Below are 17,732 nucleotides of genomic sequence, written 5' to 3'. Positions count from 1 at the left end.
ATCAATGTCGACCTCTACCGCGCGTGCACACATCGGTGTCACCGGCCTGGCAGTGATGGGCAGCAACATCGCCCGCAACTTCGCCAAGCACGGCTACACCGTCGCGCTGCACAACCGTTCCGTGGCCAAGACCGACGCACTGCTCGCCGAGCACGGCGGTGACGGCGATTTCGTCCGCACCGAGACCGTGGAGGAGTTCGTCGCGGCGCTGGAGAAGCCGCGACGGGTGCTGATCATGGTCAAGGCGGGCGAGGCGACCGACACCGTCATCGAGGAGCTGGCTGCCGTGATGGAGCCGGGCGACATCATCATCGACGGTGGCAACGCCCTGTACACCGACACGATTCGCCGCGAGGCCGCCATGGCCGAACGTGGCCTCAATTTCGTCGGGGCAGGCATCTCGGGTGGTGAGGAAGGCGCGCTCAACGGTCCCGCGATCATGCCGGGCGGGCCCAAGGAATCCTACGAATCGCTCGGCCCGCTGCTCGAGTCGATCGCGGCGCAGGTCGACGGCACGCCGTGCTGCACCCACATCGGGCCCGACGGTTCCGGACACTTCGTCAAGATGGTGCACAACGGCATCGAATACGCCGATATGCAGCTGATCGGTGAGGCTTACCACCTGTTCCGTGACGCGCTCGGTTTCGACGCCGGGCAGATCGCGGACGTGTTCACACAGTGGAACTCCGGGGACCTGGAGAGCTATCTGGTCGAGATCACCGCGCAGGTGCTCGCGCAGGTCGACGCGAAGACCGGCAAGCCGTTGGTCGACGTCATCGTCGACGCCGCCGAGCAGAAGGGCACCGGCCGCTGGACGGTCAAGTCCGCGCTCGATCTCGGTGTGCCGGTGACCGGCATCGCGGAGGCGGTCTTCGCCAGGGCGCTGTCGGGTTCGCGTGCCCAGCGCAAAGCCGCGGTGGGTCTCGCCTCGGGCACGCTCGCCGACAAGCCCACCGATGTCGAGCAGTTCACCGAGGACATCCGGCAGGCGCTGTACGCGTCCAAGGTCGTCGCCTACGCACAGGGCTTCGACCAGATCGCCGCGGGCAGCGCCGAGTACGGCTGGGATCTGCACCCCGGCGATCTGGCGACGATCTGGCGCGGCGGCTGCATCATCCGGGCTCGGTTCCTGAACCGGATCAAGGAAGCGTATGAGCAGGACCCCGCCCTGCCGAGCCTGATCCTCGCGCCGTACTTCCGCGAGGCCATCGAGACCGCGATCGACAGCTGGCGGCGCGTGGTATCCACCGCCACCCTGCTCGGTATCCCGGTCCCGGCGTTCGCGTCCTCGCTGTCGTACTACGACGCACTGCGCGCAGAGCGCCTGCCCGCCGCGCTGACCCAGGGCCAGCGTGACTTCTTCGGCGCGCATACCTACGAGCGCATCGACGCCGACGGCAAGTTCCACACTCTGTGGAGCGGTGACCGCAGCGAGGTCGTCGCGGGCTGAGCTCTGACCGCCGGTGGGCTGAATCTCGGGGTCGGCCAAGGGAAACCGAGGATTGACCCGCTGGTGGTTTGTCGCTGATGATGGTCGTGGACTTAGGGCGGCAACCCGCCCCGCGTTATCGATACGTCCCCGTTCGGGACGCAGGACGCGGGGCGGGTGTCGACCCGAATTCCGAAGTCTGCGACGAAACCACACAGCGTCATTCCCGAAGTTCGCCGAGGAGCATTATGAATGCGACCGAACCTGCTGCGCGTAAGGACAATCCGCGACCGAACAGTGTGCTCACGGCCGGCGGTGGCCTCGATTGCCGGCGATCGGTTCACTCATGACCGACATGAGCATCGCCCTGGGTGATGTCACCCTGCGGGGCACCGTGACCGGCGCGGGCCCGACGGTGCTGTTGCTCCATGCGGGAGGCGAGGATCGCGGCGTGTGGGCACCGGTCGCGTCGCAGATCGCCGCGGCCGGATTCCGGGCGGTGGCCTTCGATTTGCGTGGACACGGCGACAATACGGGGGAGGCGACCGTCCTTCGGGCGGTTGCCGATGACGTGGCCGACATGGTGCGGCGTGAGCCGGCCCCGCTCGTGGTGGTGGGCGCTTCCGTCGGCGGGCTCGCTGCCATCGCCGCGCTCGGCGAACCGGATATTGCCGGTCGTGTGGCCGGTCTGATCCTTGTCGATGTGGTGCCGAATTCCGATCCGGATCGGGTACGCGCCTGGCTCAGTGACAGCGGGCTTCGCGATCAACGCACCGAACTGGTGGAAGACAGCCTCGCGGCGGGGCCTGCGCTGCATGCGACGGCTGTCGGTTCGGAAGTGCCGATGCTGCTCGTGCGCGGCGGACGGTCGCCGCTCACCGACGCCGAAGTGGATCGGTTCCTCGCCGATCGTCGTGTCACGGTTACCTGTGTGCCGGAAGCCGGACACCTCGTCGCCCGGGAGGCTTCCGAAGAGCTCGCACGCATCGTCTCGGAGCACGCAGGCACCTGGCTCGCTACCGCCCACGCTGTTCAGAGCGCATTCGACCTGCAGCGGGTTCTCGGTGCCGAAGAGATCGAACATCCCGGCGGAACTCTGCACGCTCACCTGCGCCGGGTCCATGCCCTCGTGGTCGAATGGAACGCCACGCCGCGAACCCGTCTGGCCGCGATCTGCCACGCGTCCTATGGCACGGACGGATTCGCTGTCGAACTCCTGCCGACAACCGATCGGCCGCGGCTCGCGACCGTGATCGGGTACGACGCCGAGGGCCTGGTCTATCTCTACGGCGGATGCGACCGCGAACGGACATACCGCGGCCTCGGGCGAGAGCCGCTGTCGGTGATCGACCGCTTCACCGGCACCTCCACGCTGGTCGGGGGTGCTGAACTGCATGATTTCGCGGTGCTGACGATCGCCAACGAGCTCGATGTCGTACGCCACGCGCACTTGCCGCCATCCGCGCGGACCGGGATCCGAAGCCTTGTCCTCGCGCTGGCGAGCTACGCGCCCGACGAGTCGGCGCGAGCGCTCGCGGACGAGGCGCTCGCCTGAGGGCGTGGCCGCATCACGGACCGCCGAGCTCGGATGCGGTCAGGGCAGGTCGGTAAGCGGCCAGGAAGAGATCTATCGCTGCGCCGGGGGGGTTCGCCGATATTGCTGTGGCATCGAGCATTCGGGCGTTCAGCGGTGCGCCCACGACCAGCCAGGTGAGCTGTTCGGCTGCGGCCCGGGGGTCGGGGATCGCGAGCACGTCGCGTGCGTCGAGTGCCTGCAGCGTGGTGGCGAGAGCGCCGATATTGCGGACCCAGCTCTGGTGCAGATATGTCGCCCCGACCTCGGGCAGGCGGGCCGCCTCGGCGGTGACCAGCCTGCGCATTTCCACCACGGTCGGCGAGAGGACGCCGGCCAGCAGCGTTCGTGCCCAGACGAGTAAGCCCTCGCGGACATCCTCGGCGGACTCGAGTTCGGTGAGGGCGGGTCGCATCGCATCACGCCCGGCGGCGGTCCAGTGCTCCACGACCGCGGCGAACAAGCCCTCTTTCGACGGATGTTCGCGATACAGCGATGTTTTGGAGATCCCGGCGCGTGCGGCGATCTCGTCCATCGTCGATCCCGCGAACCCGCGCTCGAGAAAAACCTCGCGGGCGACGGTGAGTAGTTCGGCGCCGGACTTCCCGGGTGGCCGGCCACGGCGTCGAGCAGAAGAGGTCATGCTCCCCATATTAGTACTTGACAGTACTTATTCATCCTCCTAGATTAAGTACTGGATCGTACTCAAGGAGTTGGCCATGATAGTTGCAGGTGTCGTCGTTGCGGCGGTCGTCTCGTTCGTCATCAGCGCGGTGCTGTACGCGACACCGCCGATCGCCGCGCTGGTGTCGAGGACGAGTACCCCGCGTCCCGGAATCGGCATGCCGGTCCAGATGCTGTTCGTGGTGCTGCGTGGGCTGCTGGCCGCGGGGGTGCTGGCGGCGCTGCTCGTCGCCGGCGATCGGCATGGCATCGCCGCCGGGGCGGCGGTAGGTGCGATCGTGGCGGTACTGCCGGTGACCATCCTCGCCGGCGCCATCGTCCACGAGAACGTGCCGATACCGACCGCTCTGGTGCATATGACCGACTGGGTCCTCAAGTTGGTCGTCAGCGGTGTCGTGCTCGGCATGTTTGTCTGAATCCCGCACCCCGACAGGAGCTCTCATGAACACCGCACCGGGACCGATCGACATCACGTTCACCGCTGTCCTCGGAAAAGTCAGGGCGGGTGACACGTGGACATGCGTGCAACTGCCCGACTCCGCGCGGATCTTCGGCACCCGGGGCCTGGTCAAGGTGAAGGGAACGGTGGACGGTGTCGCGTTCACATCGTCGTTCATGGCACTCGGCGACGGCACCCACAAGCTTCCCGTCGCCGCCGAGATCCGCCGCCGCATCGGAAAGACCGATGGCGACGAAGTCACCGTCGAGCTGACTGAACGATTGAGCTGACAGACGGTGCGCGGTGCCCTGCTTGGGGCGCAGTGGATCCGGGGACGGCCACACGGTGGCCGAGTTGGTCGTCGCGACATCGGCGCGTAACGCACCAGGGCTATGCTGAATGTTTGCTGACGGTGTCCAGGGGATCGATCAGGTGATGGTGAGGCCTGTATGACCCGATTGCCGCACTATGCCGCGATGCTGGCCACGGCGGGTCATCTGCCTGCCGACGGTGACCGCTGGGCATACGAAGTGAAGTACGACGGAATCCGGGCCATTGCCTACATCGATGACGAACTGCGGCTCGAGTCGCGCAATGGCAACGACATCACCGTCGCCTGGCCCGAGCTGTCCGGGCTCGCTCCGGCCGAGCCCGGGTTCGTGGTCGACGGCGAGATCGTGATCGAGCACGCGGGCCGATCCTCGTTTCAGGCATTGGCGCCGCGAATGCACCAGCGCAACCCAGCCGCTATCCGCGCCCTCGCGCAATCGACTCCGGCGACCTACATGATCTTCGACCTTCTCCACATCGGCGACCGGCCGCTGATCGAATTGCCCTATGCCCAGCGACGCGAGCTCCTCGAACATCTCGGGTTGACCCGCCCGCATTGGCGCGTCCCGCACTTGCTCCCCGGTCCCGCCGCAGACGCCCTGGCGATCTCGCAGGAACTCGGACTGGAAGGCATCATCTGCAAGCGTCGTAACAGCTGGTACCTGCCCGGGCAGCGCAGCCCCGCCTGGACCAAGGTCAAGAATGTCACCCACCAAGAAGTCGTGCTGATCGGTTGGAAGAAGGGCACCGGTCGCCGTGCCGGGCAGATCGGATCCTTGCTGGTCGCCGTGCCCGATGATCGCGGCAGCCTGGAATACGCCGGCAGTGTGGGCACGGGGTTCACGGCCGCGATGCTCGCCGATCTCTCCGAACAGCTCGCACCGCTGCACCGTGCTGATCCGCCGGTATCGGGCATCGGCCGTACCCCGGACGGGGTGTCGTGGGTGCAGCCGAAACTTGTCGGGGAAGTGGCGTTCACGGAATGGACCGACGACGGCCGGTTGCGGCATCCGAGTTGGCGAGGTCTACGTTTCGACAAGGATGTCGACGAGGTCGAAACCCCGACCGGGCGCAACTGACCGGCCGCGCGCGTATTTGTTCGGTGCTGTTCTCTCGGGGTCAGCGCAGATGTCGATGCCTGGCTGCTATCACTGCCTCGGGTCGGTGGATTGTGTTCGAGGTGTGCCGGTCTGTAAGTGGCAACGCAAGTGAATGAGAATTCATGCTGGAAGTGCCGAGTGTGATTCGGGCCAGGGATTCCAGCGGGAAGCAAATGGTGCGACAGGTTACTCGAAGTCATGTCGTGCCCACATTCGTCACGATTGCATAAACTACGCCGGTGAAATTCTTGCCTGTCCGATGCGTGAAGTGCCTGCTTGCCGCGTGTGACCTCGTATCAGGGAAACCTGCCAATTGTCACCGGCAAATAACGGCCCTTCGGGAGGTGAGGGAATTTCTGTTTCTGCTTCCATCGACTTCCACCATCTGGCACTGTATGGGTCACCGAGATCGCGGCACCGATTGCGGCGACCGCAAATCTCGGCTGAGCTCCTCGTCGTTATAGGGGGAATGAACGGGCGCGTAAGAGAAATGGTCCGGCTGGGGTAGCCGGGTGGGAGGATTCATGGTCTACATCAGAGCTCACTTCGATAATCGGTTCGCGCTACAGGAACACGGCGACGGTCCGCGCGGTATCTCCGAGGAACGCGGCGACGAGTTGGCGCCGTTGGCGCCGCTGGCCGTCATTGTGTCGTTCGTGCTTGTGGCGGCGGGATGCATCGCGTCCTCGGCAATGGGGGAGTGGACCCGCGACTATGGGGCAGAGCTCGTCGTCATCGCCTTTTGCCTGCACATGTTCCTTTCGGCTCTGTTGGGTTCGTGGGGACTTCGCATGTGGCTGCAGACCACCCGGATCTGGCGTCGGTTCGAGCACCGATCTCTGCGCGACTGAGTCATATCCGCCTCAGTACTACTGCACCAGGAAAATCCGCGGCAGCCCGCGTGGATGCCATGAGTGGGAGGCGTTGTGAGAAAGTCCGTCGAAGTACCGATCTTGTCCCGGCGCGTCACCGAAGGCGGCCAGATCGTGGTCATCGAGGTGAGTCGGCCGCGACCGGTTGGCGGGAAGGTGGAGTGCGCCTATCGGCTGGCGGACACGCGGCGCACCACCGAAGGCCCCGATTCGCTGGCGGCGCTCTACCGGGCTCTGCTCGAGATCGGCGACTTGCTCGCGCAGGCGAATCGCGGCGCGTCGGCGCGCTTTGTCGTCCCGGCGAACCTCGGCTTTCCGGTACCACCCGCAGGTGATCGACCCGAGGCCGTGGATGACGCCGATGTTGTGGCGACGCAGACGATCATCCACGCAGGCGACCGGCACACGATTGCCATCTGCCGGCCTGTACAGGCCGGCGGCGGGGACGGCATGCTGTGTCTGTTTCGGGTCGACGGCGAAACCTGCGCGATCGCGAGAGGGTGGGACGGTGTCGACGCGGTGCTGAACGCGGTGTCGATGATCGGCGCAAGGTTTCGTCTCGCCACGGATTGGCCGTTGTCGCCGGCCGGAGGTGGATTCGCATCAGAGGTGGCGACCGTAGTCGCGACGGGTGCTCCGACGGCGATCTAGGCACCAGCTCTTGTTGTCGCAGGGTCCGGTGCTGCTGTGAGCACCCATCGACACGGTGGCCTCGGATCCTGCCTCGCCGACCATGGTTGGCGGTTGCCGGGGCCGTCGTCTGGGGCAGCGTCCGAACGGGACGCGCTGGTCCCGGCAACCGCCCGCCGACCGGTCAGGAGTTCGGTCATCCTGTCCCCGGTGGCGGTCTCTGGTTTACAAGCGGGCGATACCCCGGTGTGTCGCTTCGAAACGGGGAGACCCAGCAGATTTCTATGTCGCCGCGGCCGGCCAGCTGATGGTGGGCCACGACTTCGGCAGGTTGACCGAACCGTCCAGGACCAACCGCACCAGGTCCTCGTAGCCCTCCCGCATCTCGGCCAGATGGTGCCAGGCTCGATGTCGCTGGGCGTCCTCGGCGTTGTGGAGCGCCCAGTGGGCATAGGTGGCGGCTTCCGCGACCCGGCCGATCACCCCGCCCACCGTGTCGATTCCCCGCGGAGCGCCGGGGCGTGGCCGCGGAAGCTGCGCGGTGATCCACACATCGATGGTGTGCGCGACTTCCGCGATCTGACGACCGACCCAGACGGCGGACGGTTCGGCCAGCCAGTCCCGATACAACGACCCGAGGGTGCGAGCCCAGCGCGCGAGCGGCTGATCACAATCGGCGCCCCCGTTGATCGCGGCAAGCAATTCCTGCGGCGAAAGAAACGGACCGTGCTGAGCCGGCGCCGGGTACCACGAATCCGGTGCGCTCACCTGCGCTCACCGGACAGGCCTGCCCCGAGTGGACACTGCTGTGGAATTGCGGAATTCAGATTTCTGGCACCGGACAAAGCAAGCTCCTGATCAAGCACACATCCGCATGAACGGGTCGACCCAGCGGACAAGCAGGGTTCCGATCCTGCGCACGGTCCCGCCCCGGCGCCGCGAGGGTCTTTGCAGAATCCGATATTCGTATCCGTCAAGCTATCAGGCGGCAGACGTGGTCGCCGCAGCCGGTGCACTCTCTCAAGAAACATTTAATAACGTGTCCCGACCAGGGAATCTGCGGCAGATTTGGCGGCCGGGCGGTAACTCCTGACTGCACAAGGCCTTTCGCCGAAGGGCGTTCTCCGGAGCCGCTTCACCGACGACCCGCGCGGCCGAGGGGCAGCAGAAGTTCGGCAAGTAAGCGCTCGAAACGAATCGAGCCGACCGGGACACCCGGTCGGCTCGATCGTGGGCGCCGACGGCAATCATCGGCGTTCGAGAGGTCAGCGCAGATCGAACCGATCGTTGTCGACCACCTTGACCCACGCGTCGACGAAATCGTTCACGAACTTCGCTCCCGCTGTGTTCTGCGCATACACCTCGGCCACCGCGCGAAGCACCGAGTGCGAGCCGAAGACGAGATCGTTGGCGGTGGCCGTCCATCGCTTCTCGCCGGTCCGCCGGTCGACACCGTCATAGACGTTCTCCGCCGACTCCGAGGCCTTCCACTCCGTGCTCTGGTCGAGCAGATTCACGAAGAAGTCGTTCGACAGCACGCCCGGCCGGTCGGTGAAGACACCGTGTGCGCTGCCACCGTAGTTGGCGCCGAGCGCACGCAGGCCGCCGATCAGCACCGTCAGCTGCGGCGCTGTCACGTCGAGCATGTAGGCGCGGTCCAGGAGCAGACGCTCGAGCGGCGCCTTCTCGCCGGGACGCACGTAGTTGCGGAACCCGTCTGCCCGCGGCTCGAGCACATCGAAGGTGTCGACATCGGTGTTCTCCTGCGTGGCGTCGGTGCGCCCGGGCGAGAACGGCACGGTGATCTGATGACCGGCATCGCCGGCTGCCTTCTCGATCGCCGCCGAACCGCCCAGGATGATCAGGTCGGCCAGTGACACCGCCTTGCCATCGGGAGCAGCGGCGTTGAAATCTCGCTGGATCTGCTCGAGAACCGGCAACACCTTCGCCAGCTCGGCGGGTTCGTTGACGTCCCAGTCGCGCTGTGGTTCGAGCCGGATCCGGGCGCCGTTCGCGCCGCCGCGCTTGTCGGTGCTGCGGAAACTCGCGGCCGAGGCCCACGCCGTCTTGACCAGTTGCGCGACCGACAGACCGGACGCGAGCACCGTGTTCTTCAGCGCGGCGATGTCCTGGTCGTCGATCAGTGCGTGGTCGACAGCGGGAACCGGATCCTGCCACAGCTGCGCCTCGGGCACCCACGGGCCGAGATAGCGGCTGAGCGGACCCATATCGCGGTGCAGGAGTTTGTACCAGGCCTTTGCGAACGCCTCGGCCAGCTCCTCGGGGTGCTCGAGCCAGCGTCGGGTGATCGCCTCGTAGATCGGGTCTTCGCGCAGGGACAGGTCGGTGGTCAGCATTGTCGGGGTGCGCGCGGGCCCACCGAACGGATCAGGGATAAGGCCTTCGCCCGCACCGTCTTTAGGCTTCCACTGCCAGGCACCGGCCGGGCTCTTGGTGAGTTCCCAGTCGAACCCGTAGAGGTTCTGCAAGAAGCCGTTGCTCCACTGGGTCGGGGTGGCCGTCCACACGACCTCGAGGCCGCTGGTGATGGCGTCCTTGCCCTTGCCCGTGCCGTGCGTGCTCTTCCAGCCCAGACCCTGCTGCTCGAGCGGCGCGGCCTCGGGCTCGGCGCCGACCAGACTCGCATCGCCCGCACCGTGGGTCTTGCCGAAGCTGTGACCACCGACGATCAGGGCGGCGGTCTCCTCATCGTTCATCGCCATGCGAGCGAAGGTCTCGCGGATGTCACGTGCCGCGGCCACCGGATCAGGCCTGCCGTTGGGCCCTTCCGGGTTCACATAGATCAGGCCCATCTGGACCGCGCCCAGCGGGCCCGACAGCTTACGGTCGCCGCTGTAGCGTTCGTCGCCGAGCCAGGTGTCCTCCGGGCCCCAGAACACTTCCTCGGGCTCCCAGATATCGGGTCGGCCGAAGCCGAAGCCGAACGTCTGGAAACCCATGGACTCGAGGGCGACGTTGCCGGTGAACACGAGCAGGTCGGCCCAGGAGATGCTGTCGCCGTACTTCTGCTTGACCGGCCACAGCAGCCGACGAGCTTTGTCGAGGTTGGCGTTGTCGGGCCAGCTGTTGAGCGGGGCGAAGCGCTGGGCGCCCTGACCGCCGCCACCGCGTCCGTCGGCGATGCGGTAGGTGCCGGCCGCGTGCCAGCTCATCCGGATGAACAGGCCACCGTAGTTGCCGTAGTCGGCGGGCCACCAGTCCTGCGAGTCGGTCAGTACCGCGGCGATATCGGCTTTGAGGGCGTCGACGTCGAGCTCGGCGAATGCCGTGGCGTAGTCGAAGTCCTCGCCCAGTGGGTTGGACTTGGACGAGTGGGCGTGCAGGACCGAGACGTCGATCTGTTCGGGCCACCAGTCCTTGTTGGAGTGGGGGCGACGGTCGGTGTCCGCGGTGGGCGAGGGGATCGCCGGGTTCTCGCTCTCGCTGTTGCTGAGAGTTTCGGCGTCAGGAGCGGGTGGGCGGCTATCGGAGGTCACGATATTCCTTCCTGGACGGGTCTTACAGGCTGGGAGCGGAGTTGTGTTCGCTGAGCGCGGAGTCCGCGCATTCGGGGCACAGGCCCCAGTAGATGACCTCGGCCTCGTCGATCACGAAGCCGAGGTCGTCGGAGGCAGTCAGGCAGGGTGCTTCGCCGACCGCGCAGTCGACGTCGGCGATCGCGCCACACGTTCGGCAGATCAAGTGGTGGTGATTGTCACCTACTCGTGCCTCGTAGCGGGCAAGCAGGCCGCGAGGTTGGATGCACCGGAGCAGCCCGGCGATGGTGAGCGTGCGCAAGGTGTCGTAGACGGCCTGATGCGAGACCGCCGACAAACGGGACCGAACGGCACGGATGATCGAATCCGTGTCGGAGTGCGGGTGCGCGTGCACGGCGCTCAGCACCGCCACGCGCGGCGCTGTCACCCGCACAGAAACTCCCCGCAGCATCTGCTGGAACTCCGCGTCCGTGGGCACATCCGCAGTTTTCCGCGTTTTCTGGAATCAGTCAAGTATTTGCTGGCCGTCGTGTCTTCGCGCTGACCGCTTCGGCGCTCCGCACCCGGCACGGATTCCCGCCGCCCGGCCCGGCGTCGCCGCTGTCGTTGCGACTGTGGCGTTCGTCGCCGGTGCGGTGGCGGACGCTGCTCGCGCGACGAGTCCGCGGTGGCGGTGCCCAACGGGGGTATGACGACACCCCGGAATAGCCCGAAGTTTGCGATATCGGGTCGATTTCTGGCTGTTTGATGTTGTCGGAGAAGGGAATTCCGTCTGCACCCCAACAGAAGAACTTTCGCCGCGCCGGTGGCCTTGCCGTGCGGGACACGAGGAGACCGCTTATGCCGATTTCTGGTCCAGCTCAGCAACTCGACAGAACTCCTGAAAATGGTGATATCGAGACCGTTGCGGCGATGGTGACGCACGACAACCAGCTTGTCGCCCAACTCCAAGACCTGGATCTGCGCAGGCTGTGTACGTGCGCCGCCGGATTATCCAGCCGGGCGCAGTGGCGGCTCGAAGCGGTAGCCGAAGCGTTGCGGAACACCGAACAGCTCTGATCCCTGTTGGTCGCCGGCCGCCGTGGCGCATCGCGGTAGCCCTCACCTGACCTCGGGCTCGGGAACCGAGGACTCGACCTTCTTTGCCGCCCGGCACTCAGGCGGTGGATGTCGACGTGACCTTGCTGGGCCGCTACTGCGAGCGGTCGCCGATCACACCGTGGAAGTCGGCCGCCGGACAATCTTCACGGCTACCGGTCGAACTCCTGAGGGTGCGCGACAGCCCAACACGGCGGCCCGTAGTGCCTCACCCGAAACGTCGCGGTTCAGATCCCGGCATCGGGGCGCGGGATATCGCCACGCCAAGCTCCGGTTGCGCGGCCCTCGGTCTCGATGAACTGCTTGAAGCGTTTCATGTCGCCGTTCACTCGGTGTTCGAGCACGCCCAGCTTGTCGGCGGCGGTTTCGACGAAACCCTCCGGGTCGACATCCATTTGCGCGGTGATCCGGGTATGGGTGTCGTCGAGACGGTGAAATGTCACTACCCCGGCGTGGTTGGGCCCGTCGTCGGACCTCCACGCGACTCGTTCGTCCGGATGCTGTTCGGTGATGGTGGCGTCGAATTCCCGTGTCGACGGTCCGACATGGATGCGCCAGTGAGTGTGCCGGTCGTCGACTTGACTGACCTGCTCGACTCCTTCCATGAACTGCGGAAAGGTCTCGAACTGCGTCCACTGGTTGTAGGCGGTACGGATCGGGACGTCTACATCGACAGTTGCGGCTACTGTGCTCACGAGTACTCCATTCCCCAGCCTGCCTGCGTCGCCGCCACAGCCTGGATTCGTTCGCAGCTGCGCGCCTTCGAGGCGCTGCAACTCGTACAGTGGCGGCCTACCCGAGGCCCGAAAGCGCAAACAGGAGTGCGGCACTCGGACTTCGGGTGGCAATTGACCGATTCCGGTGTTTTCGTGATCATGGCGGTGTGCGTTCTCGCTCTCTCTTGTTCCGCCTGCTCTCGAGGTCTACCTGATGCCAACCCACGCCGATCAACAGCGCAAACGCCCTCAGCAGGATCGCGCGAAGGAGACCAAAGCGCGGATTCTCGAGGTGGCCGCTCAGCTGTTCGGTGATCGAGGTATCGGCAACACCTCGACGAACCGGATCGCCGCCGAGGCCGGCATGAGCATCGGCACTCTGTACCGGTATTTCACCGACCGGGAAGAGATCGTCAAGGAACTCACCGACAGCCTGTTCGTGCAGGCCGAGGAACAATACGCTCGGTTGCTCACCAAGTCGGTCGCCGACAAACCTCGGCGCGACACGGTTGCCGAGATCATCCGTGTCGGCGTCGAAATCCTCGTAGCCAACGGCCCCCTCGTGCGCGCCTTGGTGGCCGACCTTCAGTTCTACGGCAGCGGGATCCCCGAATTCGAACCGCGGTTGCGAATGCTCATCAAGCTCTACCTGATCCAGTCGCTCGGTCCGACCCACGGCCTCGACGTCGACACCATGGCCTATATCGTGCTCAACGCGGGCTTCTCCACCGCGCTGCGCTCGGTCAAGATGGACGAAGAGGGCATGGACCGCGATGCGGTGATCGATCAGACCGCCGACATGATCGGGCTCTGGATAACCTCAGTGGCACAGGCTGATTCGCCCGCATAGCTCCCGAAGACGCTGATGGGTCGCGCATTCGAGATCCCGACCTTCTCGCGTCGTACTCGACTGCAACTATGGGTTTGCCCTCGTCTGGGCCATTGTAAGAGTCGTGTGTCCTTGCTGATGGGAGGGAATGTTGTTGCTGGGCTGGTGAATCAGGCGGTGCCCAGAACACTTTCGGGGGCCGGGGCGAAGGTCGACTCGAAATGTCGAATGAGGTCGTCCGGGGCGGCAGGGGTGGCGGCACAGCCGAGGTAGCCGTCGGGGCGGACGATGTAGGTCGCGCCGGCGGTGCAGTGATACTGCCGCGCGAAGTCGCCGTCGCTGTCACGGATGACCGGGAGGATCGTCGGGTCGACGGCGGCGCGGGGGCTCGCGACAAGATAGGTGTCGAGGCGGCCGTCGGTCAGTTTGCGAAGCAGGTCGACGTGGCGTTCGATTTCGGTGAGAGTGGCTGTGTCGGAGGTGTCGCCGACGTACCAGAGCAGTGTGTGGTCGGGGCCGGTGAGCAGGGTGAAGAGCCGGAACGGCGACGTCACGCCGTCTCGGGTCAGCCCGATCGCGTCCGGAGCGCGGCTGCCCGCGAGGGGAAACGGTGCGCCGCTGGGGGATTCGGTGACGATAGGGCTGTCGCGATAGTCGATCAGGAGTTGTGCCTCGCGGAGCAGCACGCGTTCGGGGTCCGATTCGCCGGCACCGATCCCGTCGCGGGCGTCGCGGACGGTGCGACCGACCACCTCCTCGCCGATCGGTCTGCGTTCGGCGTCGTAGCTGGCCAGCAGCGTCGGCGCGGCTAGCTCTGCGACAGCCAGCGCGAGCTTCCAAGCGAGGTTATGGGCGTCTTGGATGCCGGTGTTCATGCCCTGGGCGCCCGTGGGCGGGTGGATGTGGGCGGCATCTCCCGCGACGAAAACTCTTCCCCGGCTGTAGGAGTCGACGATGCGATGGCTGATCCGGAACATCGAGGACCAGCGCAAGTGCGAGGCAGTCGTCGGTGAGGGCGCGAGCCGGTCGAGCACCGCCTGAATATCGGCCAGCGCAGGTCCGGGCCCGGTGCCGAGTCCGTGTTCGACCCTGTCGCCGCCGACGGAGTTGTCGGAGGCCAGTTCCGGGGGAACCCGCATCGACACCCGGTATCGGTGGTGGCCGGGCAGCGGGACACACACCAGCACGTCGTCGGTGACACCGTTGGTCTGGTGCATCGACCGCACGGTGTAGCCGTGCGGTTGTGACCAATCCAGCTCGACATCGCCGAGCATGTACTGCTCGGCGAAGGCCGCGCCCTCGAACGTCAGGCCCAGCGTCTTGCGGACGGTGCTGTGCGCACCATCGCAGCCGACCAGATACCGTGCCCGCACCGTGCGCTCGCCCTCGGGTCCGGCGAGCACGGCGGCGACGCCGTCCTCGTCCTGGGTGAACCCGACGAGCCGGACTCCGCGCTCAACTCGCGTGCCCAGCGATTCCAGGTGCTGTCGCAGGATCCGCTCGGTCTCGTATTGGGGGAGTCCGAGGAACCCGAACGGAATCTCGGAGGGCAGCGCCAGATCCATGCGGTCGGCCTCGGCGCCGTTGATGTACACGATCTGGCCGCGCAACAGGACCGCGGCGTCGAGGACCTCGCGCAGGATGCCCATCGACTCGAACAGTTCCAGCGTGCGGGGCTGGACGCCGACCGCTTTCGCGTACTGCGGCGGATCGGATTGCGCGTCGATGATCCGGCACCGGACGCCACGCCGGACCACCTCGACGGCGGCGGCCGAGCCCACCGGACCTGCGCCGACGATCAGAACATCGGTATCGAACATGCGACATCACCTCACGCTGGAAGCCCCCGCCTCATGTTGTTCGCTGATCGTACGCCTGGCACCGGCCCGCGGAATCCCACGAATCGACGGATCGCCGGGAATCGAGCCATCGCGGCCGACAGAACCGTCCGCCGCGGCCACAAGCTCCCCGACTCACGCGGGTACCTCGAACTGTGTGATCCGTAGGTTGCCGGTGCTCGGGCGCGGCGATGCGTAACGCGGGGGGAGCCGGATGCGACCGCAATGGTGGGAGCAGGGCTATCGAGGACAGGACGGCGGCGCGTGACAGTCGGTCGGATGAGGCGTACAGCCGTGGTGGCAGGGGCCGTGGGCGCTCTGGGGCTCCTCGGCTACGGCGGGCTTGCGGCTGCTCAGCCGACCGTCGTCTCCACGGACAGAATCGGCGTCGCCGAGGGACTGGGCTCCACCGAGGTTGCCGGCGGTGATGGGTTCGCCGACGGCGACGCTGTTCGGTTGGTCGCGGGTCCGGGAGACCACGGCAATGGCGGCAACAACGGGAATTCGGATCCGGGCGGCGGTAACGGTAACCAGGGAAATGGTGGCGGTAACCAGGGCAACAACGGGAATCAGAATCCCGGCAGCGGTAACGGCAATCAGGGAAATGGTGGCGGTAACCAGGGCAACAACGGGAATCAGAATCCCGGCAGCGGTAACGGCAACCAAGGAAACGGTGGCGGAAACCAGGGCAGCAACCCGAACCCCGGCAATGCACCCGAACCGCAGGCGCCTGTCCCGAAATCAGCTCCCGAAGCCCCGGCGCCCCGTGCAACCCCCGAGTCCGAGAGTGCCCAGCCCGACACCGCCGAACCCGGTGGTGCACCGGGCAGCGACTCGCCGGGCGGTGGCGGCGCCGCACCGTCGACCGGATCAGCTCCCAATGGCGCCAGAGAGTCACCTCGGTCACCGGCCCCCGCCGGAGCAGGGGATCCACCCGCCGTGCCCACACCCGGCGTCGGTGCGGCGGTGCCCGCCCACGAGGTCCGACCCACCAGCGACACGGGGATCCTCCCCGAGCCGAATCTTCTCTCGGTGATCGGTGGCCTCATCGCTTTGGGGCTCGCCGGCGGCGGATCGGCCGTGGTCAGTTTTCAAGGCGCCGCCCAGGCGCAGGCACGTATCGCGGCCGCCCGAGCCGAGTTCTTCGGACCGCGAGCGTGATCGTGGGCATCGCCTTCGGCCCGCTTAATCGGCTGACTCGGTCGCGAGCGGCGGCTGATCTGGACTGAGAGACGTTGCCGCCGTACCGGATCCGATGCGGACCGCTGCGGTTACTCGAGTTCGCCGATGTTGCCGATCACCCGGTTCAGTTGGACCCTGCCCTCGGACAGGTTGTAGGTGACACACGCGATGGCGAGTTTTCCGGCCTGGATCTTCTCGGCGATAGTGCTCGACCGTTGCGTCAGCAACAGGCCGGTCTCCTCCACGTGCCGTGCTTCGAGTTCGTCGACGGAGCTCAGTCCTTCGCGGCGGCCCAGCAGGATCGACGGGGTGACCCGTTCGACGACGCTTCGAATGAATCCGCCGGGCACGGCGCCGGAATCGAGGGCGTCGATCGTGGCGCGGACCGCACCACAGCTGTCGTGCCCCAGGACGACGATCAATGGCACATCCAGGACCGCGACACCGTATTCGATCGATCCGAGCACGGAGCCGTCGACGACGTGGCCGGCTGTGCGCACGACGAACATGTCGCCGAGGCCGCGGTCGAAGATGATCTCGGCGGCGACTCGGGAGTCGCCGCACCCGAACAGGATCGCGGACGGATGCTGCCCGGTGGTGAGTTCGGTTCGGTTCGCTGCGCCTTGGTTGGGATGCTGCAGTCGTCCTTCGACGAAGCGATCGTTTCCCTCGCGGAGGGTCTTCCAGGCGGCAACAGGACTCGTATGCGGCATATGTCCAGTTCTAACATGCGCTTGGATCGCGACCCGCGGGGTGGTCGGCTCCTTGGCTGTCGGTCGCGGACCGCTCACCCGGCGGACCCCGGTGTGCGACCGAGTAGAGGACGGATCGACGAACGCGCTCCACCGCACCCCGGCAAGGCCATTGCGAGCGGCCGACCCGACCCCGCAGCGACGTATGCTGGTCGCGATCGGCGCCCAGGGCACCTTCGAGTACTTTCCGCCTCGAACCGGCTACGTGCCCACTGACAAGCGAGAAGGTCGTGTCGAAAAGCCCGAATGTGCGGTGGTTCTGGCCCGTCCTCACGCTCGTGACGTGTGGAGCGCTCTTGTGGGGGTGTGCCGCCTCCGTTGTCATGCCGAAACTGGACAAGGATCTGTCCGCCGAAGAGGCGCGACGGGTCATGGAACGGCGGAGCGTCTGGATACCCGACTCGTTCGAATTGGTCAGCATGCGGCGATTCGGGTGCCCGCCGTTGGCGGGTATGTGCGGCTACGCAGGCAGCTATGTCGCACCAGCGGAACACTTCCCTGACTACCGGGCGATGTACACCGATTCGACGTATACCCAACCGCTGCAGAAGATTACCTGCGCCGAGCTGACCAAGCGGCTGGGATTCGAGCCGACGACCGAACGCACAGACTGGAACTTCGATTGCGCGAACGCGATCGAATTGTTCGCCAGCTCGCCCTATGGCGACATCAGAGCCGACTACCCCCAGGTGACGATCGTTCGGGACTCTCGGTTCGCCACAATCCACTTCTATTCACGTCCGAGCTGACGTGACCGGGGCTC

At 66.0% G+C, this 17,732-nt stretch carries 18 protein-coding genes; 11 read left to right on the top strand and 7 right to left on the bottom strand.

What is annotated here, in order from left to right; all coding sequences use genetic code 11:
• Positions 1-4: 4 nt before the first annotated feature.
• Together gndA and ACFVVI_RS32595 are read left to right on the top strand one after the other, a co-directional pair.
• Positions 5-1,450 carry an NADP-dependent phosphogluconate dehydrogenase gene (gndA, locus tag ACFVVI_RS32600; RefSeq protein WP_387448331.1) on the top strand — a complete coding sequence of 482 codons (1,446 nt, stop codon included), beginning with the start codon at positions 5-7 and terminating at the stop codon, positions 1,448-1,450.
• Between the two features lie 325 nt (positions 1,451-1,775).
• Positions 1,776-2,984 carry an alpha/beta fold hydrolase gene (locus tag ACFVVI_RS32595; RefSeq protein WP_387448328.1) on the top strand — a complete coding sequence of 403 codons (1,209 nt, stop codon included), beginning with the start codon at positions 1,776-1,778 and terminating at the stop codon, positions 2,982-2,984.
• Between the two features lie 13 nt (positions 2,985-2,997).
• Here the strand turns inward: ACFVVI_RS32595 and ACFVVI_RS32590 are convergent, their stop codons facing one another.
• Positions 2,998-3,645, bottom strand: coding sequence for a TetR/AcrR family transcriptional regulator (locus tag ACFVVI_RS32590; protein ID WP_378990374.1), 648 nt, complete (start codon positions 3,643-3,645; stop codon positions 2,998-3,000).
• 76 nt (positions 3,646-3,721) lie between these two features.
• Here ACFVVI_RS32590 and ACFVVI_RS32585 point away from each other — a divergent pair, with 76 nt between their 5' ends.
• The 5 genes from ACFVVI_RS32585 to ACFVVI_RS32565 all read left to right on the top strand — a co-directional run bounded on the left by ACFVVI_RS32585 (position 3,722) and on the right by ACFVVI_RS32565 (position 7,078).
• Entirely contained in the window at positions 3,722-4,102 is a 381-nt protein-coding gene (locus tag ACFVVI_RS32585) for a DUF1761 family protein (RefSeq protein ID WP_387448325.1), read from the top strand.
• A gap of 25 nt (positions 4,103-4,127) precedes the next feature.
• On the top strand, positions 4,128-4,415 hold the full coding sequence (locus ACFVVI_RS32580) for a DUF1905 domain-containing protein (protein WP_379315572.1): 288 nt from the start codon (positions 4,128-4,130) through the stop codon (positions 4,413-4,415).
• Positions 4,416-4,574: 159 nt separating this feature from the next.
• Entirely contained in the window at positions 4,575-5,534 is a 960-nt protein-coding gene (gene ligD, locus ACFVVI_RS32575) for a non-homologous end-joining DNA ligase (protein ID WP_387448321.1), read from the top strand.
• 545 nt (positions 5,535-6,079) lie between these two features.
• Entirely contained in the window at positions 6,080-6,406 is a 327-nt protein-coding gene (locus tag ACFVVI_RS32570; RefSeq protein ID WP_387448318.1) for a hypothetical protein, read from the top strand.
• A 135-nt stretch (positions 6,407-6,541) separates the two neighbouring features.
• Positions 6,542-7,078 (top strand): hypothetical protein, encoded by a 537-nt coding sequence (locus ACFVVI_RS32565; protein WP_387448315.1) that lies wholly within the window; start codon positions 6,542-6,544, stop codon positions 7,076-7,078.
• A 261-nt stretch (positions 7,079-7,339) separates the two neighbouring features.
• Here the strand turns inward: ACFVVI_RS32565 and ACFVVI_RS32560 are convergent, their stop codons facing one another.
• The 3 genes from ACFVVI_RS32560 to ACFVVI_RS32550 all read right to left on the bottom strand — a co-directional run bounded on the left by ACFVVI_RS32560 (position 7,340) and on the right by ACFVVI_RS32550 (position 11,005).
• Positions 7,340-7,825, bottom strand: a complete 486-nt coding sequence (locus ACFVVI_RS32560; protein WP_378628534.1) for a hypothetical protein — start codon at positions 7,823-7,825, stop codon at positions 7,340-7,342.
• 497 nt (positions 7,826-8,322) lie between these two features.
• Positions 8,323-10,554: a catalase/peroxidase HPI gene (katG, locus tag ACFVVI_RS32555; protein ID WP_387448311.1), complete on the bottom strand. Its 2,232-nt coding sequence runs from the start codon at positions 10,552-10,554 to the stop codon at positions 8,323-8,325.
• A 22-nt stretch (positions 10,555-10,576) separates the two neighbouring features.
• Positions 10,577-11,005 carry a Fur family transcriptional regulator gene (locus ACFVVI_RS32550; protein ID WP_387448510.1) on the bottom strand — a complete coding sequence of 143 codons (429 nt, stop codon included), beginning with the start codon at positions 11,003-11,005 and terminating at the stop codon, positions 10,577-10,579.
• A gap of 389 nt (positions 11,006-11,394) precedes the next feature.
• Between ACFVVI_RS32550 and ACFVVI_RS32545 the strand changes: the two genes are divergently transcribed.
• Complete coding sequence (locus ACFVVI_RS32545; protein WP_378990365.1) at positions 11,395-11,613, top strand: hypothetical protein; 219 nt, start codon at positions 11,395-11,397, stop codon at positions 11,611-11,613.
• A 266-nt stretch (positions 11,614-11,879) separates the two neighbouring features.
• On the opposite strand, the gene ACFVVI_RS32540 is transcribed toward ACFVVI_RS32545, so the two are convergent.
• A complete protein-coding gene (locus ACFVVI_RS32540; RefSeq protein WP_379316189.1) occupies positions 11,880-12,347 on the bottom strand; it encodes an SRPBCC family protein in 468 nt (155 codons plus the stop codon).
• A 235-nt stretch (positions 12,348-12,582) separates the two neighbouring features.
• Here ACFVVI_RS32540 and ACFVVI_RS32535 point away from each other — a divergent pair, with 235 nt between their 5' ends.
• Complete coding sequence (locus ACFVVI_RS32535) at positions 12,583-13,218, top strand: TetR/AcrR family transcriptional regulator (protein ID WP_378628561.1); 636 nt, start codon at positions 12,583-12,585, stop codon at positions 13,216-13,218.
• A 149-nt stretch (positions 13,219-13,367) separates the two neighbouring features.
• On the opposite strand, the gene ACFVVI_RS32530 is transcribed toward ACFVVI_RS32535, so the two are convergent.
• Positions 13,368-15,017 (bottom strand): FAD-dependent monooxygenase, encoded by a 1,650-nt coding sequence (locus tag ACFVVI_RS32530; protein WP_387448306.1) that lies wholly within the window; start codon positions 15,015-15,017, stop codon positions 13,368-13,370.
• 297 nt (positions 15,018-15,314) lie between these two features.
• Between ACFVVI_RS32530 and ACFVVI_RS32525 the strand changes: the two genes are divergently transcribed.
• On the top strand, positions 15,315-16,196 hold the full coding sequence (locus ACFVVI_RS32525) for a hypothetical protein (protein ID WP_387448303.1): 882 nt from the start codon (positions 15,315-15,317) through the stop codon (positions 16,194-16,196).
• Positions 16,197-16,306: 110 nt separating this feature from the next.
• Here ACFVVI_RS32525 and ACFVVI_RS32520 read toward each other — a convergent pair whose 3' ends face one another.
• Positions 16,307-16,930 (bottom strand): carbonic anhydrase, encoded by a 624-nt coding sequence (locus tag ACFVVI_RS32520; RefSeq protein WP_378990360.1) that lies wholly within the window; start codon positions 16,928-16,930, stop codon positions 16,307-16,309.
• 491 nt (positions 16,931-17,421) lie between these two features.
• Here ACFVVI_RS32520 and ACFVVI_RS32515 point away from each other — a divergent pair, with 491 nt between their 5' ends.
• Entirely contained in the window at positions 17,422-17,718 is a 297-nt protein-coding gene (locus ACFVVI_RS32515; protein WP_387448300.1) for a hypothetical protein, read from the top strand.
• Positions 17,719-17,732 lie beyond the last annotated feature (14 nt).

It is taken from the genome of Nocardia sp. NPDC058114 (assembly GCF_042884695.1).
Taxonomy (GTDB): Bacteria; Actinomycetota; Actinomycetes; order Mycobacteriales; family Mycobacteriaceae; genus Nocardia.
The sequence above is the reverse complement of the archived record's forward strand: the minus strand, read 5'-3'. Positions and strand labels throughout refer to the sequence as shown.